Origin of the sequence: Polaromonas hydrogenivorans, from assembly GCF_040105105.1 — a bacterium.
In the GTDB taxonomy this organism is placed as follows: Bacteria; Pseudomonadota; Gammaproteobacteria; order Burkholderiales; family Burkholderiaceae_C; genus Polaromonas; species Polaromonas hydrogenivorans.
In genome coordinates this window covers 3,651,094-3,668,792 of record NZ_CP157675.1, presented here as the reverse complement: position 1 = coordinate 3,668,792, position 17,699 = coordinate 3,651,094, and the positions used below count along the sequence as shown (strand labels likewise).

General features: G+C 56.5%; 16 protein-coding genes. 12 read left to right on the top strand and 4 right to left on the bottom strand.

The window, feature by feature from the left end:
• The first annotated feature begins 11 nt into the window (after window positions 1–11).
• Both msrP and ABLV49_RS17720 read left to right on the top strand, forming a co-directional pair.
• Entirely contained in the window at window positions 12–1,010 is a 999-nt protein-coding gene (gene msrP, locus ABLV49_RS17725; protein WP_349278506.1) for a protein-methionine-sulfoxide reductase catalytic subunit MsrP, read from the top strand.
• Entirely contained in the window at window positions 1,010–1,669 is a 660-nt protein-coding gene (locus ABLV49_RS17720; RefSeq protein ID WP_349278505.1) for a sulfite oxidase heme-binding subunit YedZ, read from the top strand. Before msrP ends, ABLV49_RS17720 begins: the two co-directional genes overlap by 1 nt.
• A 100-nt stretch (window positions 1,670–1,769) precedes the next feature.
• On the opposite strand, the gene lysA is transcribed toward ABLV49_RS17720, so the two are convergent.
• The gene (gene lysA, locus ABLV49_RS17715; RefSeq protein WP_349278503.1) at window positions 1,770–3,053 is read right to left on the bottom strand and encodes a diaminopimelate decarboxylase; all 1,284 of its coding nucleotides are present in this window, start codon (window positions 3,051–3,053) and stop codon (window positions 1,770–1,772) included.
• 115 nt (window positions 3,054–3,168) lie between these two features.
• Complete coding sequence (lptM, locus tag ABLV49_RS17710; RefSeq protein WP_349278501.1) at window positions 3,169–3,396, bottom strand: LPS translocon maturation chaperone LptM; 228 nt, start codon at window positions 3,394–3,396, stop codon at window positions 3,169–3,171.
• A gap of 13 nt (window positions 3,397–3,409) precedes the next feature.
• Between lptM and cyaY the strand changes: the two genes are divergently transcribed.
• Window positions 3,410–3,745 carry an iron donor protein CyaY gene (gene cyaY, locus ABLV49_RS17705; RefSeq protein ID WP_349278499.1) on the top strand — a complete coding sequence of 112 codons (336 nt, stop codon included), beginning with the start codon at window positions 3,410–3,412 and terminating at the stop codon, window positions 3,743–3,745.
• A gap of 72 nt (window positions 3,746–3,817) precedes the next feature.
• On the opposite strand, the gene ABLV49_RS17700 is transcribed toward cyaY, so the two are convergent.
• Window positions 3,818–6,235: a penicillin-binding protein 1A gene (locus tag ABLV49_RS17700; protein ID WP_349278497.1), complete on the bottom strand. Its 2,418-nt coding sequence runs from the start codon at window positions 6,233–6,235 to the stop codon at window positions 3,818–3,820.
• A 259-nt stretch (window positions 6,236–6,494) separates the two neighbouring features.
• On the opposite strand from ABLV49_RS17700, the gene ABLV49_RS17695 reads away from it, so the two are divergent.
• Genes ABLV49_RS17695 through ABLV49_RS17665 form a run of 7 tightly spaced genes read left to right on the top strand, consistent with a single transcriptional unit; the run spans window position 6,495 to window position 13,968 of the window.
• On the top strand, window positions 6,495–7,574 hold the full coding sequence (locus ABLV49_RS17695; protein WP_011800086.1) for a pilus assembly protein PilM: 1,080 nt from the start codon (window positions 6,495–6,497) through the stop codon (window positions 7,572–7,574).
• A complete protein-coding gene (locus ABLV49_RS17690) occupies window positions 7,571–8,176 on the top strand; it encodes a PilN domain-containing protein (protein WP_349278495.1) in 606 nt (201 codons plus the stop codon). Before ABLV49_RS17695 ends, ABLV49_RS17690 begins: the two co-directional genes overlap by 4 nt.
• Before the next feature lie 21 nt (window positions 8,177–8,197).
• Window positions 8,198–8,872, top strand: coding sequence for a type 4a pilus biogenesis protein PilO (locus tag ABLV49_RS17685; protein ID WP_349278493.1), 675 nt, complete (start codon window positions 8,198–8,200; stop codon window positions 8,870–8,872).
• A gap of 17 nt (window positions 8,873–8,889) precedes the next feature.
• Entirely contained in the window at window positions 8,890–9,420 is a 531-nt protein-coding gene (locus tag ABLV49_RS17680; protein WP_349278491.1) for a pilus assembly protein PilP, read from the top strand.
• A complete protein-coding gene (pilQ, locus tag ABLV49_RS17675) occupies window positions 9,417–11,555 on the top strand; it encodes a type IV pilus secretin PilQ (RefSeq protein ID WP_349278490.1) in 2,139 nt (712 codons plus the stop codon). Before ABLV49_RS17680 ends, pilQ begins: the two co-directional genes overlap by 4 nt.
• A 35-nt stretch (window positions 11,556–11,590) precedes the next feature.
• Window positions 11,591–13,447 (top strand): Ig-like domain-containing protein, encoded by a 1,857-nt coding sequence (locus ABLV49_RS17670; protein ID WP_349278488.1) that lies wholly within the window; start codon window positions 11,591–11,593, stop codon window positions 13,445–13,447.
• Window positions 13,444–13,968 carry a shikimate kinase gene (locus ABLV49_RS17665; RefSeq protein ID WP_349278486.1) on the top strand — a complete coding sequence of 175 codons (525 nt, stop codon included), beginning with the start codon at window positions 13,444–13,446 and terminating at the stop codon, window positions 13,966–13,968. Before ABLV49_RS17670 ends, ABLV49_RS17665 begins: the two co-directional genes overlap by 4 nt.
• Before the next feature lie 54 nt (window positions 13,969–14,022).
• On the opposite strand, the gene ABLV49_RS17660 is transcribed toward ABLV49_RS17665, so the two are convergent.
• On the bottom strand, window positions 14,023–15,144 hold the full coding sequence (locus tag ABLV49_RS17660; RefSeq protein WP_349276371.1) for an ISAs1 family transposase: 1,122 nt from the start codon (window positions 15,142–15,144) through the stop codon (window positions 14,023–14,025).
• 106 nt (window positions 15,145–15,250) lie between these two features.
• Here ABLV49_RS17660 and aroB point away from each other — a divergent pair, with 106 nt between their 5' ends.
• Both aroB and ABLV49_RS17650 read left to right on the top strand, forming a co-directional pair.
• The gene (gene aroB / locus ABLV49_RS17655) at window positions 15,251–16,366 is read left to right on the top strand and encodes a 3-dehydroquinate synthase (protein ID WP_349278484.1); all 1,116 of its coding nucleotides are present in this window, start codon (window positions 15,251–15,253) and stop codon (window positions 16,364–16,366) included.
• Between the two features lie 85 nt (window positions 16,367–16,451).
• Complete coding sequence (locus ABLV49_RS17650; RefSeq protein ID WP_349278482.1) at window positions 16,452–17,648, top strand: deoxyguanosinetriphosphate triphosphohydrolase; 1,197 nt, start codon at window positions 16,452–16,454, stop codon at window positions 17,646–17,648.
• The last annotated feature ends 51 nt before the right edge of the window (window positions 17,649–17,699 follow it).

Genomic DNA, 17,699 nt, shown 5'->3' with positions numbered 1-17,699 from the left:
GGACATTCATCATGCTCATCAAGACCAACGCCCACGGATTCAACCACGCGGTTCCCAGCGAAATCACGCCGCAGGGCATTTACCAGAGTCGGCGTGACCTGATCAAGCTCATGGCCACGGGAACGGCGGGCGCAGCACTGGCCAGCTGGGCGGGCCGCGATGCACTGGCGCAGGCCGTACCGAAGCCCGGCAAGCTGACGGCCTTGGCGGGCGCTAAATCGGCCGTTGCCGGCGCGGTGACGATGGAAAAAGTCACCGATTACAAAGACGCGACGACCTACAACAACTTCTACGAGTTCGGCACCGACAAGGCCGACCCGGCCAAGAATGCCGCGACGCTGCCGGTCAAGCCCTGGTCGGTTGCGGTCGAAGGGCTGGTCAAGAATCCAAAAACCTTCACGCTTGAAGAGCTGCTCAAGCTCAGTCCGCAGGAAGAACGCATCTATCGCCTGCGCTGTGTCGAGGGCTGGTCGATGGTGATTCCCTGGGTCGGTTATTCGCTGTCCGAGCTGATCAAAAAGGTCGAGCCGCTGGGCAGCGCCAAATACGTCGAGTTCATCACGCTGGCCGACCCAAAGACCATGCCGTTTGTCGGTTCCCGCGTGCTGGAGTGGCCTTACGTCGAGGCCTTGCGCCTTGACGAGGCGATGCATCCGCTGGCGCTGCTGACCTTTGGCATGTACGGCGAAGTGCTGCCCAATCAGAACGGCGCGCCGGTGCGCATGGTCGTGCCCTGGAAATACGGTTTTAAAAGCGGCAAGAGCATCGTCAAGATCCGCTTCACCGACAAGGAGCCGCGCACCGCCTGGAACAAGGCGGCATCCCAGGAGTACGGCTTTTATTCGAACGTGAACCCCGTGGTGGACCATCCGCGCTGGAGCCAGGCCACCGAGCGGCGCATTGGCGAGGACGGGCTGTTCGCCAAGAAGCGCAAGACGCTGATGTTCAACGGCTATGAAGCGCAGGTTGGCCAGCTGTATGCGGGCATGGACCTCAAGAAGAATTTCTGATGGCTGGCCAGATGGCGGGGCGGCAAAAATGGTTGCTGCACCCGGCGGCAAAGCCGCTGATCTTCATCGCTTGCCTGTTGCCGTTCGCGTGGCTCTTCTACGCGGCATGGAGTGACCAGCTGGGGGCGAATCCGGCCGAAGCTCTGGTTCGCGCCACGGGCGACTGGACGCTGCGCTTTGTCTGCATCGTGCTGGCCGTGACGCCCTTGCGCGTCATCACCAGCACGCCGGCGCTGGCGCGTTTTCGCCGCATGCTGGGCCTGTTTGCCTATTTTTATGTCGTGCTTCACCTGCTCAGCTACAGCTGGTTCGACATGAGTTTTGAGCTTGCCGATATTGCCAGGGACATCGCCAAGCGGCCCTTCATCCTGGTCGGATTTTCTGCCTTTGTGCTGCTCACGCCGCTGGCGGCGACTTCGTTCAACGCGGCCATCAAGGCCATGGGGGCGAAGCGCTGGCAGTTGCTGCACAAGCTGGTTTATCTGATCGCCGGCCTGGGAATTTTGCATTTCTTCTGGATGCGCGCCGGTAAAAACAACTTTTTTGAAGTGTTTGTGTATGCCGTCATCGTGGCCATGCTGCTGGGCTGGCGGGTATGGAATCACAGGGCCAAGGCACGGCGACGGGTTTCAAACAACGCGGTAGTCGGCGTTCATTGATGCCTTGATGCTATAAAAAAAGTAGCTGGCTGCGCCCGTGTACCAAGCGCAAAAGCCATTTTTAATGCTGAAAATAGGCTGTTGGCGCCTCAACCCGTCGTCAAGGCATCAACAGTTCGCCCCGGAACGTATCCGCAGCCGTTTCGCGCGCACGAATCAGCCGGGCCAGGTCGCCATCGACCAGCAGTTCGGCGGCACGACCCCGGGTGTTGTAGTTGCTGGCCATGCTCATGCAATAAGCCCCGGCCGACATGACGGCCAACTGATCGCCGGCAGCCACATCGAGGACGCGGTCACGGCCGATCCAGTCGCCGCTTTCGCAGACAGGACCGACCACGTCGTAAATCACACCGGCAGTTTCCGTTGCGGCCCGTTCGACGGGAACGATGGCATGGAAAGCCTGGTACATGGCCGGGCGGGGCAGGTCGTTCATGGCGGCGTCGATGATGCAGAAATTCTTCTGCTCGCCGGGCTTGAGGTAGAGCACTTCGGTGATGCAGATGCCGGCATTGCCGACCAGCGAGCGGCCAGGCTCGATCATCAGCTTCTTGCCGCCATAGCCACGCGCGTCCAGCTTGGCCAGCAGCTGCCGCCACAGCTCGTCCGCTTCGGGCGGCATGTCGTTGTTGTAGTTGATGCCCAGTCCACCGCCAAAGTCGATGTGCGCCAGCGCAATGCCGGCCGCTTCAATCGCAGCCACCAGGTCAAGCACCCGGTCCATCGCATCCAGGTACGGCGTGACCTCGGTGATCTGCGAGCCGATATGGCAATCAATGCCGACAACCTTCAGGCCTTCCAGCGAAGCGGCATGCTGGTAAATGCGCAGGGCATCCTCATGGGCGACGCCGAACTTGTTGCCCTTCAGGCCGGTTGAAATATAAGGGTGCGTCTTCGGATCAACATTCGGATTGACGCGGATGCTGACCGGCGCCCTTAGCTTCATGGCAACAGCCACCTGCGAAAGTACATCCAGCTCGGCCTCGCTTTCGACATTGAAGCAGCCAATGCCTGCCGCCAGCGCCTGGCGCATCTCAGTGCGGGTTTTGCCAACGCCGGAAAAAATGACCTTCTTCAGATCACCGCCCGCAGCCTGCACCCGTTCGAGTTCGCCGCCCGACACGATGTCAAAGCCGCAGCCCGCGCGGGCGAACACCTGCAACACCGCCAATGAGGAATTCGCCTTCATGGCGTAGCAAATTTGCGCATCCCGGCCTTCAAAACCGCGCTGGTAAGACGCCAGCGCCGACAGCATGGCAGTTTTTGAATAGATGAACAGAGGCGTTCCGTAGGTCGCAGCCAGTTCGCTGGTGCGCACATCTTCGGCAAACAGCGCGTTGTCACGGTACGCAAAATGGGGATGACCGGGAAGGGCTGGCAGTGTCATGGAGCTGGTTCTAAAGGGACGATTGAAGAAGGGGGCGGGCATTGCAGCAAGGTTGAGCCTGCTGCCGCAGTCCGGCTGGGGCAGGAGAATGCATTGATCGCAAAAGTCTGGGCGGCTATTTGCTGGCTGATGCCGCCGGAGCCGGTGCAGTCACTCCCGCAGGCGTCTGGGAAAGGCCGGGTGGCATGGCCAGGGGCTGCGGCATTTGCGGTGGCACTGGCAGAAACAAGGGGCCTTTCTGTCCACAGCCGGACAGCACTGCGGCGCCCGCCACAGCGGCAATAAGACCATGCCTGCAAACAACAGCATAAAGCCGGCCTAGAATTCGGGGTGAAAAAACCATAAATAGGATTGTAATGACGGACCTTGAATACCAGAATCAGGCCGAGAGTGTGCTCAAGGCTATCGAAAAGGCATGCGACCGGCTCAATGACGAGAGCGACGTGGACATCGACAACCAGCGCACCGGCGGCATGATCACCCTGACTTTTTCCAACCGCAGCCAGATCATCATCAACCTGCAAAAACCGCTGCAGGAAATCTGGATGGCAGCCAGGGCGGGCGGGTTTCACTACAAATTCAATGGCGAGCAGTGGACAGATACCAAGGATTCCAGCGAATTTTTTGCCAATTTGTCGCGCTATGCCAGTGAACAGGCGGGCCAGCCGCTGGTTTTTTTCGCCACTGCCTGATCCATCGGAACGCCCAGAAAAAACGGACCTCACGGGTCCGTTTTTTATACACGACACGGCCCAAGGGACTGATCAGTTTTTGAAAAGATCCAGAATCCGTTTTTTCTCATCGGAAGGCGGCAACACCTGAATACCGCCAGCCGCTCCAGGCACCGTTTCCGTGCTGGAAGCTCCTGCGTCTGGCTGCATGCCGACGCTGCTGATACCCGCGCCTTTGGCGTACTCCTCGTAATACCACTCGCCATTGAGGTTCACCACGCCTTCGGGCGGTTGGTATTCGGTGACGGGCACGCCCTTGAGGGCATATTCCATGAAATTGATCCAGATCGGCAGGCTCAGGCCTCCGCCGGTTTCGCGGTCGCCGAGCTTTTTGGGCGTGTCGTAGCCCATCCAGACGGCTGCCGCCAGCGTGGGCTGAAAGCCGACAAACCAGGTATCAATCGAATCGTTGGTGGTGCCGGTCTTGCCGAAAATATCCGGCCGTTTGAGCATGGCCTGGGCTTTGGCAGCCGTGCCCGAGCGTGCCACTTCCTGCAGCAGGCTGTCCATGATGAAAGCATTTCGCGCATCGATGCCCCGCATCGACTCGTTCAGCGCCGGTGGGGTGACTTCGAGCAGCACCTTGCCACGCTGGTCGGTGATTTTCGTGACCAGGTAAGGGTTGACGCGGTAGCCGCCATTGGCAAAAACCGAGTAGCCGGTTGCCATCTGCATCGGCGTGACCGAACCGGCGCCCAGCGCCATGGTCAGGTAGGCGGGGTGCTTGTCGGCGTCGAAGCCGAAGCGCGTGACCCATTCCTGGCCGTATTTGGCGCCTATGGACTGCAGGATGCGGATCGATACCAGGTTCTTTGATTTCTTCAGGGCTGTGCGCAAGCTCATCGGGCCTTCGAAGCCGCCGTCATAATTTTTAGGCTCCCACGGTTGGCCGCCGGTGACGCCCGCATCGAAAAACAGCGGCGCGTCATTGACCACCGTGGCCGGGGTAAAGCCTTTTTCCAGCGCTGCCGAATAAATGAAAGGCTTGAAGCTGGAGCCGGGCTGGCGCCAGGCCTGGGTGACGTGGTTGAACTTGTTTTTTTCAAAATCAAATCCGCCTATCAGTGCGCGCACGGCTCCATCCCGGGGGTCCATTGCCACGAAGGCACCTTCCACTTCGGGCAATTGGGTAATCTCCCAGGTATCCTTCGGTGTTTTGACCACCCGGATCAGTGCGCCGGGGCGAATTTTGATGTTCGGGCCCGCCTTGTCGGCCAGACCCGACTGTGCAGGCCGCAGGCCTTCGCCGGTGATGGTGACCTTTTCACTGTTCAGGCGCATCGCCAGGATCCGTTTGGGGCTGGCTTCCAGCACCACGGCAGACATGATGTCGCCGTTGTCAGGGTTGTCGGCCAGTGCGTCATCGATCGCATCTTCGGTTTCCTGGGGGTTTGACGGCAGGTCGATGAATTTCTCGGGACCCCGGTAAATTTGCCGGCGTTCGTAATCCATGATGCCTTTGCGCAAGGCTTTGTAGGCCACGGTCTGATCGGTGGACTTCAGTGTGGTGTAGACATTCAGTCCGCGCGTATAGGTTTCTTCTCCGTACTGGCTGAACACCAGTTGCCGCACGGTTTCAGCCACATATTCAGCATGCACCCGCCCGGCATTGCGTCCCGTCCTGATCTGAAGTTCTTCTTCCCTGGCTGTTTTGGCCTGCTGGGCCGTGATGAACCCGTTTTGTTCCATGCGCTCAATGATGTAGAGCTGACGTGTTTTGGCACGGGTGGGGTTGGCGATGGGGTTATAGGTCGAAGGCGCTTTTGGCAGGCCGGCCAGCATGGCCGCTTCCGCAATGCTGACGTCTTTGAGTGGCTTGCCGAAATAGGTTTCCGAAGCGGCTGCAAAGCCGTAAGAGCGATTTCCCAGAAAAATCTGATTCATGTAGATCTCAAGAATCTGGTTCTTCGTCAGGGAATGCTCCAGCTTGAAGGTCAGCAAAATTTCATAAATTTTGCGGGTATAACTTTTCTCGGCCGTCAGATAGACATTGCGGGCGACCTGCATGGTGATGGTTGAAGCCCCCTGGCTTTTTGCCCGGCCCAGATTGGCAAGAGCTGCCCGGACAACACCCAGGTAGTCAACCCCGCCATGCGAGAAAAAGCGTGCATCCTCAATGGCCAGCACCGCATCTTTCATGATTTGCGGAATTTCATCGATGGGCGTGAGTCTGCGGCGCTCTTCGCCGAACTCTCCAATGATCACGTTGTCGGCCGTGTAAATCCGCAGTGGCTGCTTGGGGCGGTAGTCTGACAGGGCTGAAATATCCGGCAGGTTGGGATAGGCCACTGCCAGCGCAACCGCCAGAAAAATCGCCAGCCCAGCAATGACCGCCAGCACCAGCCCAATGCTGCCCAGAAAGAACTTCACAAGGGAGCGCAACCAGGAAGATGGCCGCTTTGCCGCGCTGGATTTGGATCGGGAATCAGGTTTCTGAGCAGAAGAGGGCATCAAGGTCAATCATAAAGTCGCATCAGCATTATAAAAATTCCTAAAACAGATGTGTATCAAGCAGTCGTATGGGATTTACACTGTTACATCAAAAAGCAGGCTTTTACATGGGAAGTATCCCTAAAGAACGTCTGCTTTTGACAACGTACATCTTGTTTTGTTGAAGAGAAATTGTTACTCCTCAGAGGCCTTGCTGCTAACATTCAGGAGATTTTTTTAAGCAAGCTGGTTACATAGTAGCCGTCATTTGGGGCACCCTTTGATCTCACTGGGATCGTTATTCAACCGTCAACAACCCCCTTTGCTGGGTGTGGATATCAGTTCGTCCAGTGTCATGCTGGTCGAGGTGAGCCGCGACAAGGCCGGCAACCTGGTTCTTGACCGCTGCGCCATTGAACCCCTGGAAACAGGATGGGTCACCGATGGCAACATCGAAAAATTCGACGAAGTTGCTGAAGTGCTTCGCCGTGTGGTGAAAAAGAGCGGCACACGTACCAAAAACGTGGCCATGGCGCTGCCGCCTTCGGCCGTCATCAGTAAAAAAATCATCCTGCCAGGAGGGCTTAGTGAGGCCGAGCTTGAAATTCAGGTTGAATCCGAAGCCAATAAATACATCCCATTTTCACTCGATGAAGTCAGCCTTGATTTTTGTGTGCTGGGCCCCAGCGCAACTTCCAGTGGAGATGTTGAGGTACTGATTGCTGCTTCGCGAAAAGAAAAAGTCCAGGACAGGCAGGGCTTGGCTGAAGCTGCGGGACTCAAGCCCGTCGTGGTGGATGTCGAATCGTATGCTTCGCGCTTTGCCACGGCACGGCTGATCGAAAACATGCCCAACAAAGGTGTGGACACCATGGTTGCACTGTTTGAGATCGGTTCGCTGACCACCAGCATGCAAGTCATCCGGAATGATGAGGTTCTGTACGAGCGCGATCAGGCATTTGGCGGTGCGCAACTGACCCAGTTGATCGTCAGGCAGTACGGATTCTCGCTTGAAGAGGCAGAAACCAAAAAACGTGGCAGCGAACTTCCTGAAGACTACGAGTCGGGGGTTCTGAAGCCGTTTGTCGAAAACATGACGCAGGAAATTGGTCGTGCGCTCCAGTTCTTCTTTACCAGCACACCCTATAACCGGGTCGATTACGTGATGCTGGCAGGCGGTTCATCTTCATTGCAGGGACTGACGGAGTCGGTAACGAAGCAGACATCCTTTGCCTGCCTGCTGGTGAATCCTTTTGATGGCATGGAAATTGGCAGCGGCGTCATCGAAAAAAGGATGCGGCGTGAAGCCTCCTGTTACCTGACTGCCTGTGGCCTGGCTTTGCGAAGGTTTGTACAGTGATTCTGATCAACCTGCTTCCACACCGTGAAGCTGCCCGAAAACGCCGGCGTGAAGTTTTTTTTGCAACTCTTGGCCTGGCTGCGCTGGCCGGTGTTCTGGTCTGTGGCGCCATGTATTCCTGGTACTCAGCCCAAATTGAAAGCCAGCGAGGAAGAAATACCTTTTTGCAATCAGAAATTTCCCGCCTGGATGAGCAGATCAAGGATATTGCGACCTTGCAGGCAGAGATTACATCGCTCAAGGCGCGTCAGACAGCTGTCGAGGATCTGCAGGGAAACCGCAATCTCCCGGTGTATTTGTTGAGCGAACTTGTCAAGCAACTGCCTGACGGCGTGTATATCAACAGCTTGAAGCAAGAGAACCAGATCGTCCTAATGACCGGTATTGCCCAGTCGAATGAACGTGTTTCAGAATTGCTTCGTAATTTCTCAAACAACAGCCCATGGTTGGCCAAACCGGAGTTGGTGGAAATTACGGCTGGTACGGTGACATTAAGCCAGCGCGACCAGCGGCGCGTTTCCAATTTTTCAATGCGCGTGGAGATCAAACGGGCCAGTGATCAAAAAGAAACAGCGTCTTCTGCTGCTACGGCCAAGATTTGATGCAGCGCGAATGAACTGATCATGGTAAAAATTTCCAGACCCGCTATCGATTTTGCAGCCCTCCAAGGCCGCATCCAGAACCAATTCACCGGCCTCGATCCCAATGATCCGGCTTCTTGGCCCAGCTTTCCCCGTTACCTGCTGTGTGCTGCCGTGACCGTCGCGGTTGTGGTTGCGCTCTGGTTTATGTGGTTGAGCGCTTCTGATGAAGAACTGACGGCAGAAAAAGCCAAGGAAGTCCAGCTCAGGGGAGACTACACCAGCAAGCTGACACAAGCGGTTAATCTGGAGGCCTTGAAAAAGCAGCGTGAGCAAGTCCAGCAGTATGTGACACAACTTGAAAAACAGTTGCCCAGCAAAGCTGAAATGGATGCATTGCTTTCCGATATCAACCAGGCAGGTTTGGGTCGCAGCCTTCAGTTTGAACTTTTCCGGCCGGGTCAGGTTCTGGTGAAGGACTATTACGCCGAGTTGCCTATTGCACTCAGTGTGACGGGTGGTTACCACGACATCGGCGCTTTTGTAGCTGATATTGCCAACCTCTCACGCATTGTGACGCTGAACAATATTGCCATTACCCCTGCGAAAGATGGCAATCTGGTCATGGAAGCCACGGCAAAAACATTTCGCTATCTGGACGATGAAGAAGTCGCCTTGCAGCGTAAGAATACCCCGGCAGATGGGGTAAAAAAATGAGCCGTAATCACCATGCCATGATCTATATGCTGATACTCGGCCTGCTCAGCCTTTCGGGTTGTGGTTCGTCCGATCAGGAGGAACTGCAGCAATGGATGACCGTCCAGCGCAATGCAGCCCGGCCCCAAATCGCTCCTTTGCATGAACCCATCAAATTCACGCCGCAAACCTATGGCCAGGAAGGTTCAATCGAGCCTTTCAGCAAGCAAAAACTGGTGCAGGCGCTGAAACGGGATTCCAGCCAGGCTACTGCCAACGCAGCACTGATTACGCCAGAACTTAGCCGGCGCAAGGAACCGCTGGAGGCAACTCCGCTGGACACCGTGGCCATGGTCGGCAGCCTGACGAAAGCCGGTAAGCCAGTCGCGCTGGTGCGGGTTGACAACCTGATCTACCAGGTACGAGTCGGCAATTATCTCGGCCAAAACTATGGCCGCATTACCGCCGTGACGGAAGCCAGTGTTGTATTGCGTGAAATCGTACAGGACGCAGCAGGCGAATGGACAGAGCGGCCGGCGACTTTACAGCTTTTAGAGGAAACGAAATGAACAAGCAGATAGCGGGATTGGCAGCGGAGGCGAGAGGGCAAGAGAGTCTGCCGCGTTTGCTTGGACGTGTAGTGCGCCGTGCATTATTCAGTGCGATGGTCGTGGCCAGTGCCATGCCCCTGCTGGCAAAGGCAGAAAATTCAATCCAGGCTGTTTCAGGCTCGGTGCAGGGTGGCTCGGAAGTGATTCGGATCGAACTCGCCGAACCTCTGGCAGAAGTTCCGACGGGTTTCAGCATTCAGGCGCCTGCCCGCATCGCACTCGACTTTCAAGGTATCAGCAATTCGCTGGGGCGGTCAGCCATTGAAATCAACCTGGGTAACATGCGTTCAGCCAATGTGATCCAGGCCGGTGAGCGCACCCGGGTGGTGCTCAATCTGAAGACGCCTACCTCCTACAAGGCCGAAATACAGGGCAAGTCGCTGCTGATCATTCTGGATTCCCAGGCTGTGGCAGCACCTTCCGTGGCGGCGGCGCCCGTATTTGCCGAAAGCCGTAACCGTGACACGCTTCCGTTGAAGGACATCGATTTTCGCCGTGGCCCTGATAACTCAGGCCGCATTGTCGTGGCCTTGCCCAATAACGAAGTTGGTGTTGATATTCGCCAGCAGGGTAAAACCGTGGTGGTGGAGTTCCTGAAAACTGCATTGCCCGAGGGCCTGCGCCGGCGCCTGGATGTCACTGATTTCGGCACACCGGTCCAAACTGTCACCACCACCCAGGTGGGCGACAAGGTTCGCATGGTGGTCGAGCCCACGGGTCAGTGGGAGCAAAGTGCTTACCAGAGCGACAATCAGTTCGTGCTGGAAGTGCGTGCGCAAAAGGTGGATACCAGCAAGTTGACCCAAGGCATAGGCTTCAATGGCGAAAAGCTGTCGTTGAATTTCCAGAACATTGAAATCCGGTCGCTGCTGCAGGTTATTGCCGACTTCACCAATTTCAACGTCGTCACCTCGGATACCGTAACCGGGTCTGTGACTTTGCGCCTGAAAGACGTTCCGTGGGACCAGGCCCTGGATATTATTTTGCAAGCCAAGGGTTTGGGAATGCGCAAGACTGGCAATGTTTTGCTGATCGCCCCCAAAGACGAACTGGCCGCCAAGGACAAGCAGGAACTGGAGGCTCGCGCTGCCATACAGAACCTGGAAGCGGTGCGTACGCAGTCATTCCAGATCAACTATGCCAAGGCCAGTGAAATTGCAGCGCAGATATCGGCTGGCGGTACTGGCGCGACCACGGCCCGGATATTGTCCAATCGAGGAAGCGTCATTGCCGAGCCGCGCACGAATCAGTTGTTCGTGACGGATATTCCTTCGCGGCTGGAACAGGTGCAAAGTTTTATTGCCAAGCTTGATATTGCGGTTCGACAGGTGTTGATTGAGGCGCGCATCGTTGAAGCTTCGGATACTTTTGGCCGGTCTCTGGGTGTTAGATTGGGCGGTGGGACGATTGGTGCAGCCGGCGCCCTGACAAGGGGCAATACCAATGTCTCATTGGGCACCAATTATGGTGCGACGGTTGCGGATACGAGCGGCAATTTTGTCAGCTTCCCCGCTTCAACCCTGGGTGTTGCGAATGCCGCCTCCTCATTCGCAGTGTCGATTTTCAATGCATCGGCGAACCGATTCTTGAACCTCGAACTGTCGGCGCTGGAGGCAGACGGCAAGGGCAAGATTGTTTCCAGCCCGCGCGTTGTCACGGCAGACCAGACCAAGGCGCTGATCGAGCAAGGCACCGAGTTTCCGTACCAGACCGCCACCTCCAGCGGTGCCACGTCCCTGGCCTTCCGCAAGGCCAATTTGAAACTGGAAGTCACGCCGCAAATCACGCCAGAAGGCAACATCATTCTTGACCTCGACGTGAACAAGGACAGTCGCGGCGAAACCACTGCAGCCGGTATTGCCATCGACACCAAACATATTCAGACCCAGGTGCTGGTTGAAAATGGCGGCACGGTCGTGATTGGCGGAATCTTCACGCTTGAAGAAACCAATAATGAAGTCAAAGTTCCATTGCTTGGCGATGTGCCTTACCTTGGTAACCTGTTCAAGAGCCGGGAGCGCACGTCCAGAAAGCAGGAAATGCTGGTATTTATTACGCCGAAAATGATTACGGACCGGGCTGCTGCGCGGTAAGTGGAATTTATTCTCTGAAGTACGGAAAGAGTGAAATGAAGTTTTTTAAATATTTGTCGGTTGCTGCTTTGGCTATCGCTTTAGTGGCCTGCGGTGGTGGGGGAGCGGAATCAACTACACCGGTAGTAACTACGCCGGTTGTAACAACTCCTGCTGAAAAACCTGCTTCTATAGAGGTCTTGACATCAAGCAATACGCTTCAATCTGCTGGTTCTGAGGCTGTAATTACTGCTTTTATCAAGAATGGTAACAATGTAGGAATGGCTGGCCAAACGGTATCATTCTCAGCTTCGTCAGGTACTTTGCAGTCTCCTTCGTTAGTTACAGACGATAGTGGCGCAGTGACGGCAAAGCTGAGCGCAGGAAGTAACAAAGCTATTCGGGATATTACTGTGACTGTTACTGCTGGTACAGCCTCGGGAAATGTAGTTATTCCGGTGACTGGGACTCGCATTTCAATAGCTGGTTCTGGATCGCTGCAAGTTGGTGGATCTGCCGCACAGTACACCGTCAGAGCAGTTGATTCATCTGGCAATCCAATTAACGGAGCATCGATTGCTGTGAATTCTGCTTTAGGTAATGCGCTTGCTCCGAATTCGTTAGTTACAGATTCCTCGGGTAATGCAACTTTCATGTACACCCCAAACATTGCAGGCGCTGAGACTCTAAAAGTTTCAGGTCTAGGTTCCAGTGCAACCACAGCAGTGATTATTAGTGCAATAGACTTTATTACACTAAGCCCTTCTAGCAATACGTTAATACCAGTTGGATCATCACAGGTCGTAACTGTCCAATATAAACTTTCAGGCGTTGGTGTTTCAGGAAAAACTGTAGCATTTAGCACTACCCGTGGAAGCTTCACAACAGCGAATGCTGTAACCAATGCGTCTGGAGCAGCTTCTGCTACGCTGTCATCGACCACAGCGGGTCCTGCTGTAGTGATTGCGCAGATCGTGGGAGTGGGACAAGTTAATCTGCCTGTACAGTTTGTGGCTACCACACCCGCAACCATTGTGGTGCAGGCCAATCCTGGCGCTGTTTTGCCAAACCCCTCAGGAACGGCCAATCAAAGCACAATTGAAGCAGTCGTACGTGACGATGCTGGAAATTCTGTGGCAAACAGACAAGTGAATTTCTCAACTCTGCAGGATATTAGTAATGGAACATTGTCTCCTGGAGTTGCAACGACCGATGCGAATGGTCGGGCTCAGGTTCAGTTTATTCCTGGTGCAACATCAACTCCTGCAAATGGTGTTCTTATTCAAGCAGAGGTCGCCTCAACTGCAATTCGTTCAACAACTTCTCTGACAGTTAATGGTCAGGCACTTTTTATTACTTTAGGCTTTGGTAATACTATTTCCAATCTGGATGAGACAACCTACAGTAAGCCATTCTCCGTGTATGTTACTGATGCAAATGGTGTGGCAGTGGGTAATCAGCAAGTAACCTTGGCTGTTATTCCGGAGGAGTACTACAAAGGAGCGCTGGCGTGGAATGGTACTGTCTGGACTTACGCTGCAATGCCAACAGTATGTCCTAATGAAGACCTCAATGGAGATGGAGTGCTCGGTATTCGCGTGGATAATAATGCAACGGAAGATACGAATGGTGATCGTCAATTGACACCGGGCAATGTAGTTGTTGCGGCTCCTGGAAATGTGACAACTGATACATCGGGGCGCGCAACGCTTAATCTTCAGTACGGCGAACAATATGCCCCATGGGTAAGAGTTCGTATCGCTGCACGAGCATCCGTAGGTGGTACCGAGTCAAGGCAGTCAATTCTCTTTGCATTGAATGGATCTGCACCAGACTTCACTGATGAAACAGCTCCCCCTGCTGGCGTAAGAAGTCCATTTGGTGTTTCAACGCTGTGCACTAACTCGAATTGACTATTGCGTTGGTCGGCCTACCCGGCTCCGGTAAATCCACCGTCGGGCGGCAACTCGCACGGCGGCTGAAACTTTCTTTTCTCGACTCCGACCATGTCATCGAGGAGCGGCTCGGCTGCTCCATCCGGGATTACTTCGAGCGGGAGGGGGAGGCCAGCTTTCGCGATGTCGAGGAATCGGTGATTGATGAGCTGACCGGAATGGCGAGCGGTGTGCTCTCCACCGGCGGCGGGTCGGTGTTGCGCCCGGCCAACCGTCAGCGCCTGTATGACCGGGGCCATGTGGTGTACCTGCGTTCTTCGCCCGAAGAGCTGTTTCGCCGCCTGCGCCATGATGTCAGCCGTCCTCTGCTGCAGGTCGCCGACCCCCTCGGCCGTCTGCGCGATTTGTATGCCCAGCGTGATCCGCTGTACCGGGAAACGGCCCACTTCGTCATTGAAACTGGCCGTCCCTCGGTCTCCACGCTGGTTAACATGATCAGCATGCAGCTGGAACTGGCGGGCATCGTTCCAGGGCCATAGCGCAAAAGCCTGACCTGCCCAGCCATGCTGAAAGTGCCTCCAGGGCAATTGCATTTAACCCCGAGGCTGAAGGTCCAGGAGTGATTCCCTGTAATCGGTGAGTCGGTCAGCGGTTTTGCGGCGGCTTCGCATGCTGCGTTTGGGGTACTGCTGGTCTTGGCGCAGCAGCGTCAAAGCGAACTTTCTTATCGTCGAGAGATTGCGCGGGGCATGGCCTGTGCGCACCCGGCACTCGTCCTCGCGGAACGTGACATCGAGCACCCAGTGCAGGCGGTTCTCAATTCCCCAGTGCCCCCGTGCCGCATTGGCCAGCGTCTGGGCCGATGAGATGCCTTCGGAGCCAATGTAAAACGTGCGCTCCACCGACACCTTGCCCTTGATCTCGCGCTGGCGCTCGACCATGCCAACGCCTGCAAGGTTTTTCCAGTCATCGCGCAACGACGGCTCCATCCAGTCGAGCTTGCCCACCCATACATGGCGCCGCGTCTCAATGCGCCCATGGTCTTTTTCCAGCGTCTCGAAGCGACTCACCGCAAGGCTGCCAAAGCCGTGCCTCTGGCCCTCGGCGTAGAACTCCGCCACCGCCTCAAAGAGCGTACCCTGATTAGCCTTGAGCGCCAGCAGGTAGTGGCCGCCTTGCCCGACGATTTTCTCGGCGATTTCCCTCTGGCAGCCTATGGCGTCAATGGTCACGGTGCAGTCCTTGAGTGTGAGCGCCTCCAGCAGCGCCTTGATGGCCACAATCTCGTGGCCCTTGCCCCGCGTGCCCTCCTGGCCCAGGCACAAGCCGCTTTCTGTCGCAAAGGCGCTAACCATGTGCAGCGCCGTGTTGGCGCCATCGCACGAGCCGCACAGCGTCTTGCCATCCAGGGCAATCACGCCTTTGACATTGCCCGCAATGCCTCGTATCCAGCGGCGAAAGCATTGCTCGAAAACCTCTGCGTCCAGCAGGCGAAAGACGCGCCCGAACGTGTCGTGCGAGGGTGTTCCCTGCTCCAGGACAAGGTATTTTTTGAGCCAGTCTTCGTTATCGCTGGCCCACTCGGCTACGTCCACCCAGTTGTCCGCCCCGCACAGCACGGCGCTCAGCGTCATCACGATCATCTCCTTGAGATCATGGCGTTGTGCAGGACCAGTGCGTGGATCGGGCAGTATCGAGAAAGCTTGAATCAGCATCAGGTTCACTTGCAATGAAAAATGCTTGAGTGAACACCAGCTTTTGGCCTTTCCGCTCAAATTTCTTCAAATGCAATTGCCCTGAAAGTGCCTCTACACTTCGGTGATGCAAGCAAATTCTTCCCCAATAACGGCGCGGGTTCAAATTGAACTGGCCGAACGCAGCTACCCCATCCTGATTGGCACTTCCCTCCTGGCCAATGCACTGACCTATCAGCATCTGCCCCAAGCCGCAACGGCACTCGTGGTATCCAACACGACCGTGGCGCCCCTGTACGCGGCGCAATTGACTGAAGCGCTACAGGCGCACTATGCCAAGGTGCTGCTGGTGACCCTGCCCGATGGCGAAGTCCACAAGGACTGGCCGACCCTGCAATTGATTTTTGATGCGCTGCTCGAAAATGGCTGCGACCGCAAGACCGTCCTTTTTGCGCTCGGCGGCGGCGTGGTGGGCGACATGACCGGCTTTGCGGCGGCCAGCTACATGCGCGGCGTGCCGTTTGTGCAGGTGCCGACAACCCTGCTGGCCCAGGTGGACTCGTCGGTGGGCGGCAAAACCGCGATCAATCACCCGCTGGGCAAGAACATGATTGGCGCGTTCTACCAGCCACAGCAGGTGATCTGCGACCTGGAAGTGCTGAAGACCTTGCCCGACCGTGAACTGAGCGCCGGACTGGCCGAAGTCATCAAGTACGGGCCGATTGCCGACATGGCCTTCCTCGATTGGATCGAAACCAATCTCGATGCGCTGCTGGCCAAGGAGCCTGCCGCGCTGGCGCACGCCATTCAGCGCAGCTGCGAGATCAAGGCCTGGGTCGTCGGTCAGGACGAGCGCGAGTCGGGTCTGCGGGCGATTCTGAATTTCGGCCACACCTTTGGCCATGCGATTGAATCCGGGCTGGGCTATGGCGAATGGCTGCACGGCGAAGGCGTGGGCTGCGGCATGGTGATGGCCGCGCATCTGTCGCAGCGCCTGGGCCGGATTGACATGGCCTTTGTGCAGCGGCTGACCACGCTGATCCAGCGCGCCGGGCTGCCGGTCAAGGCGCCGGTGCTCTCAAGCACTGACAATGCCGGCCGCTACCTCGACCTGATGCGGATTGACAAGAAATCCGAAGCCGGCGAGATTCGCTTCGTGGTGATTGACGGACCGGGCAAGGCCGCCGTGTGCGCCGCGCCCGATGCCGTGGTGCGTGAAGTCATCGACTTGTGCTGCGCCTGATCGGTCAATCGTGCAATGAACTATGAAATTGATAGCTGCTTGCGCATACCCCTGTTGCGAAAAAGGCATTTTTGATGCATAAACTATGACCTGGGCCGCCTACGCCTGTGATCCGCTTATGTCGCGCGGCCGCCGCATTCCCGAGCCGGTGGCACCGACGCGGTCCGATTTTCAGCGCGACCGCGACCGGATCGTGCACTCCACCGCGTTTCGCCGTCTGGTGTACAAGACCCAGGTTTTTTTGAACCACGAAGGCGATCTGTTTCGCACCCGGCTGACGCATTCGCTGGAGGTGGCGCAACTGGGCCGCTCCATCGCCCGTACCCTGCGGCTCAATGAAGACCTGGTGGAGGCAATTGCCCTGGCGCATGACCTGGGCCATACGCCCTTCGGCCATGCCGGCCAGGATGCGCTGAATGCCTGCCTGAAAATCCACAATGCCCAGAGCGCCGGCTTCGAGCACAACCTGCAAAGCCTGCGCGTCGTCGATACGCTGGAAGAACGCTACCCGGCTTACGATGGCCTGAATCTGACCTTTGAGACACGCGAGGGAATTTTGAAGCATTGCTCAAAACGCAATGCGCGTCATATTGAAGCACGCGAACCCTGGGGCGTGGCGCACCGATTTGTCGAGCAGGCTGAAGGTCCGTTCTGGCGGCAGCCCAGCCTGGAAGCGCAACTGGCCAATCTGGCCGATGAAATCGCCTACAACGCCCATGACATGGACGATGGCGTGCGCTCGGGGCTGCTGAGCCTGGAGCAACTGGAGGATGTGCCGCTGTTCAGCCAGTATCGGCGTGAAACGCTGGGGGTGTATCCCGGTCTGCAGGGCCGGCGGCTGCTGTTTGAAACTATACGGCGCATGCTCAGCGCCCAGGTTTACGACGTGATCGATGCCACCCGGACAGCACTTCGAACGGCGGCGCCAGCCGATGTCCAGGCCGTTCGCGAACATGCCGCCCTGGTCTGCTTTTCCGATGAAATGGCCTTGCAGTCCGCATCTCTCAAGCGCTTCCTGCTACAAAATCTATACCGTCACCCACAGGTGGTGCAAACCACGCAAGCGGCGCAGCAGGTCGTGCGCGATCTGTTCGATGCCTATATGGCCGACCCGGCACAAATGCCGCAGGCGCATATTGACCGCTTTGACGGCCGCGACAGCGCTCACGCCGCCAGCGCAAAACCGGAGCGCGTGGTGGCCGATTACATCGCCGGGATGACGGACCGCTTTGCCGCCAAAGAGCACGAGCGCCTCAAGGGACACGCGATTTTTCCGGGTTGACGGCCGCGCTGCATGTTCAGGAACTTTATGCTTTTATTGCATTGATTGCGC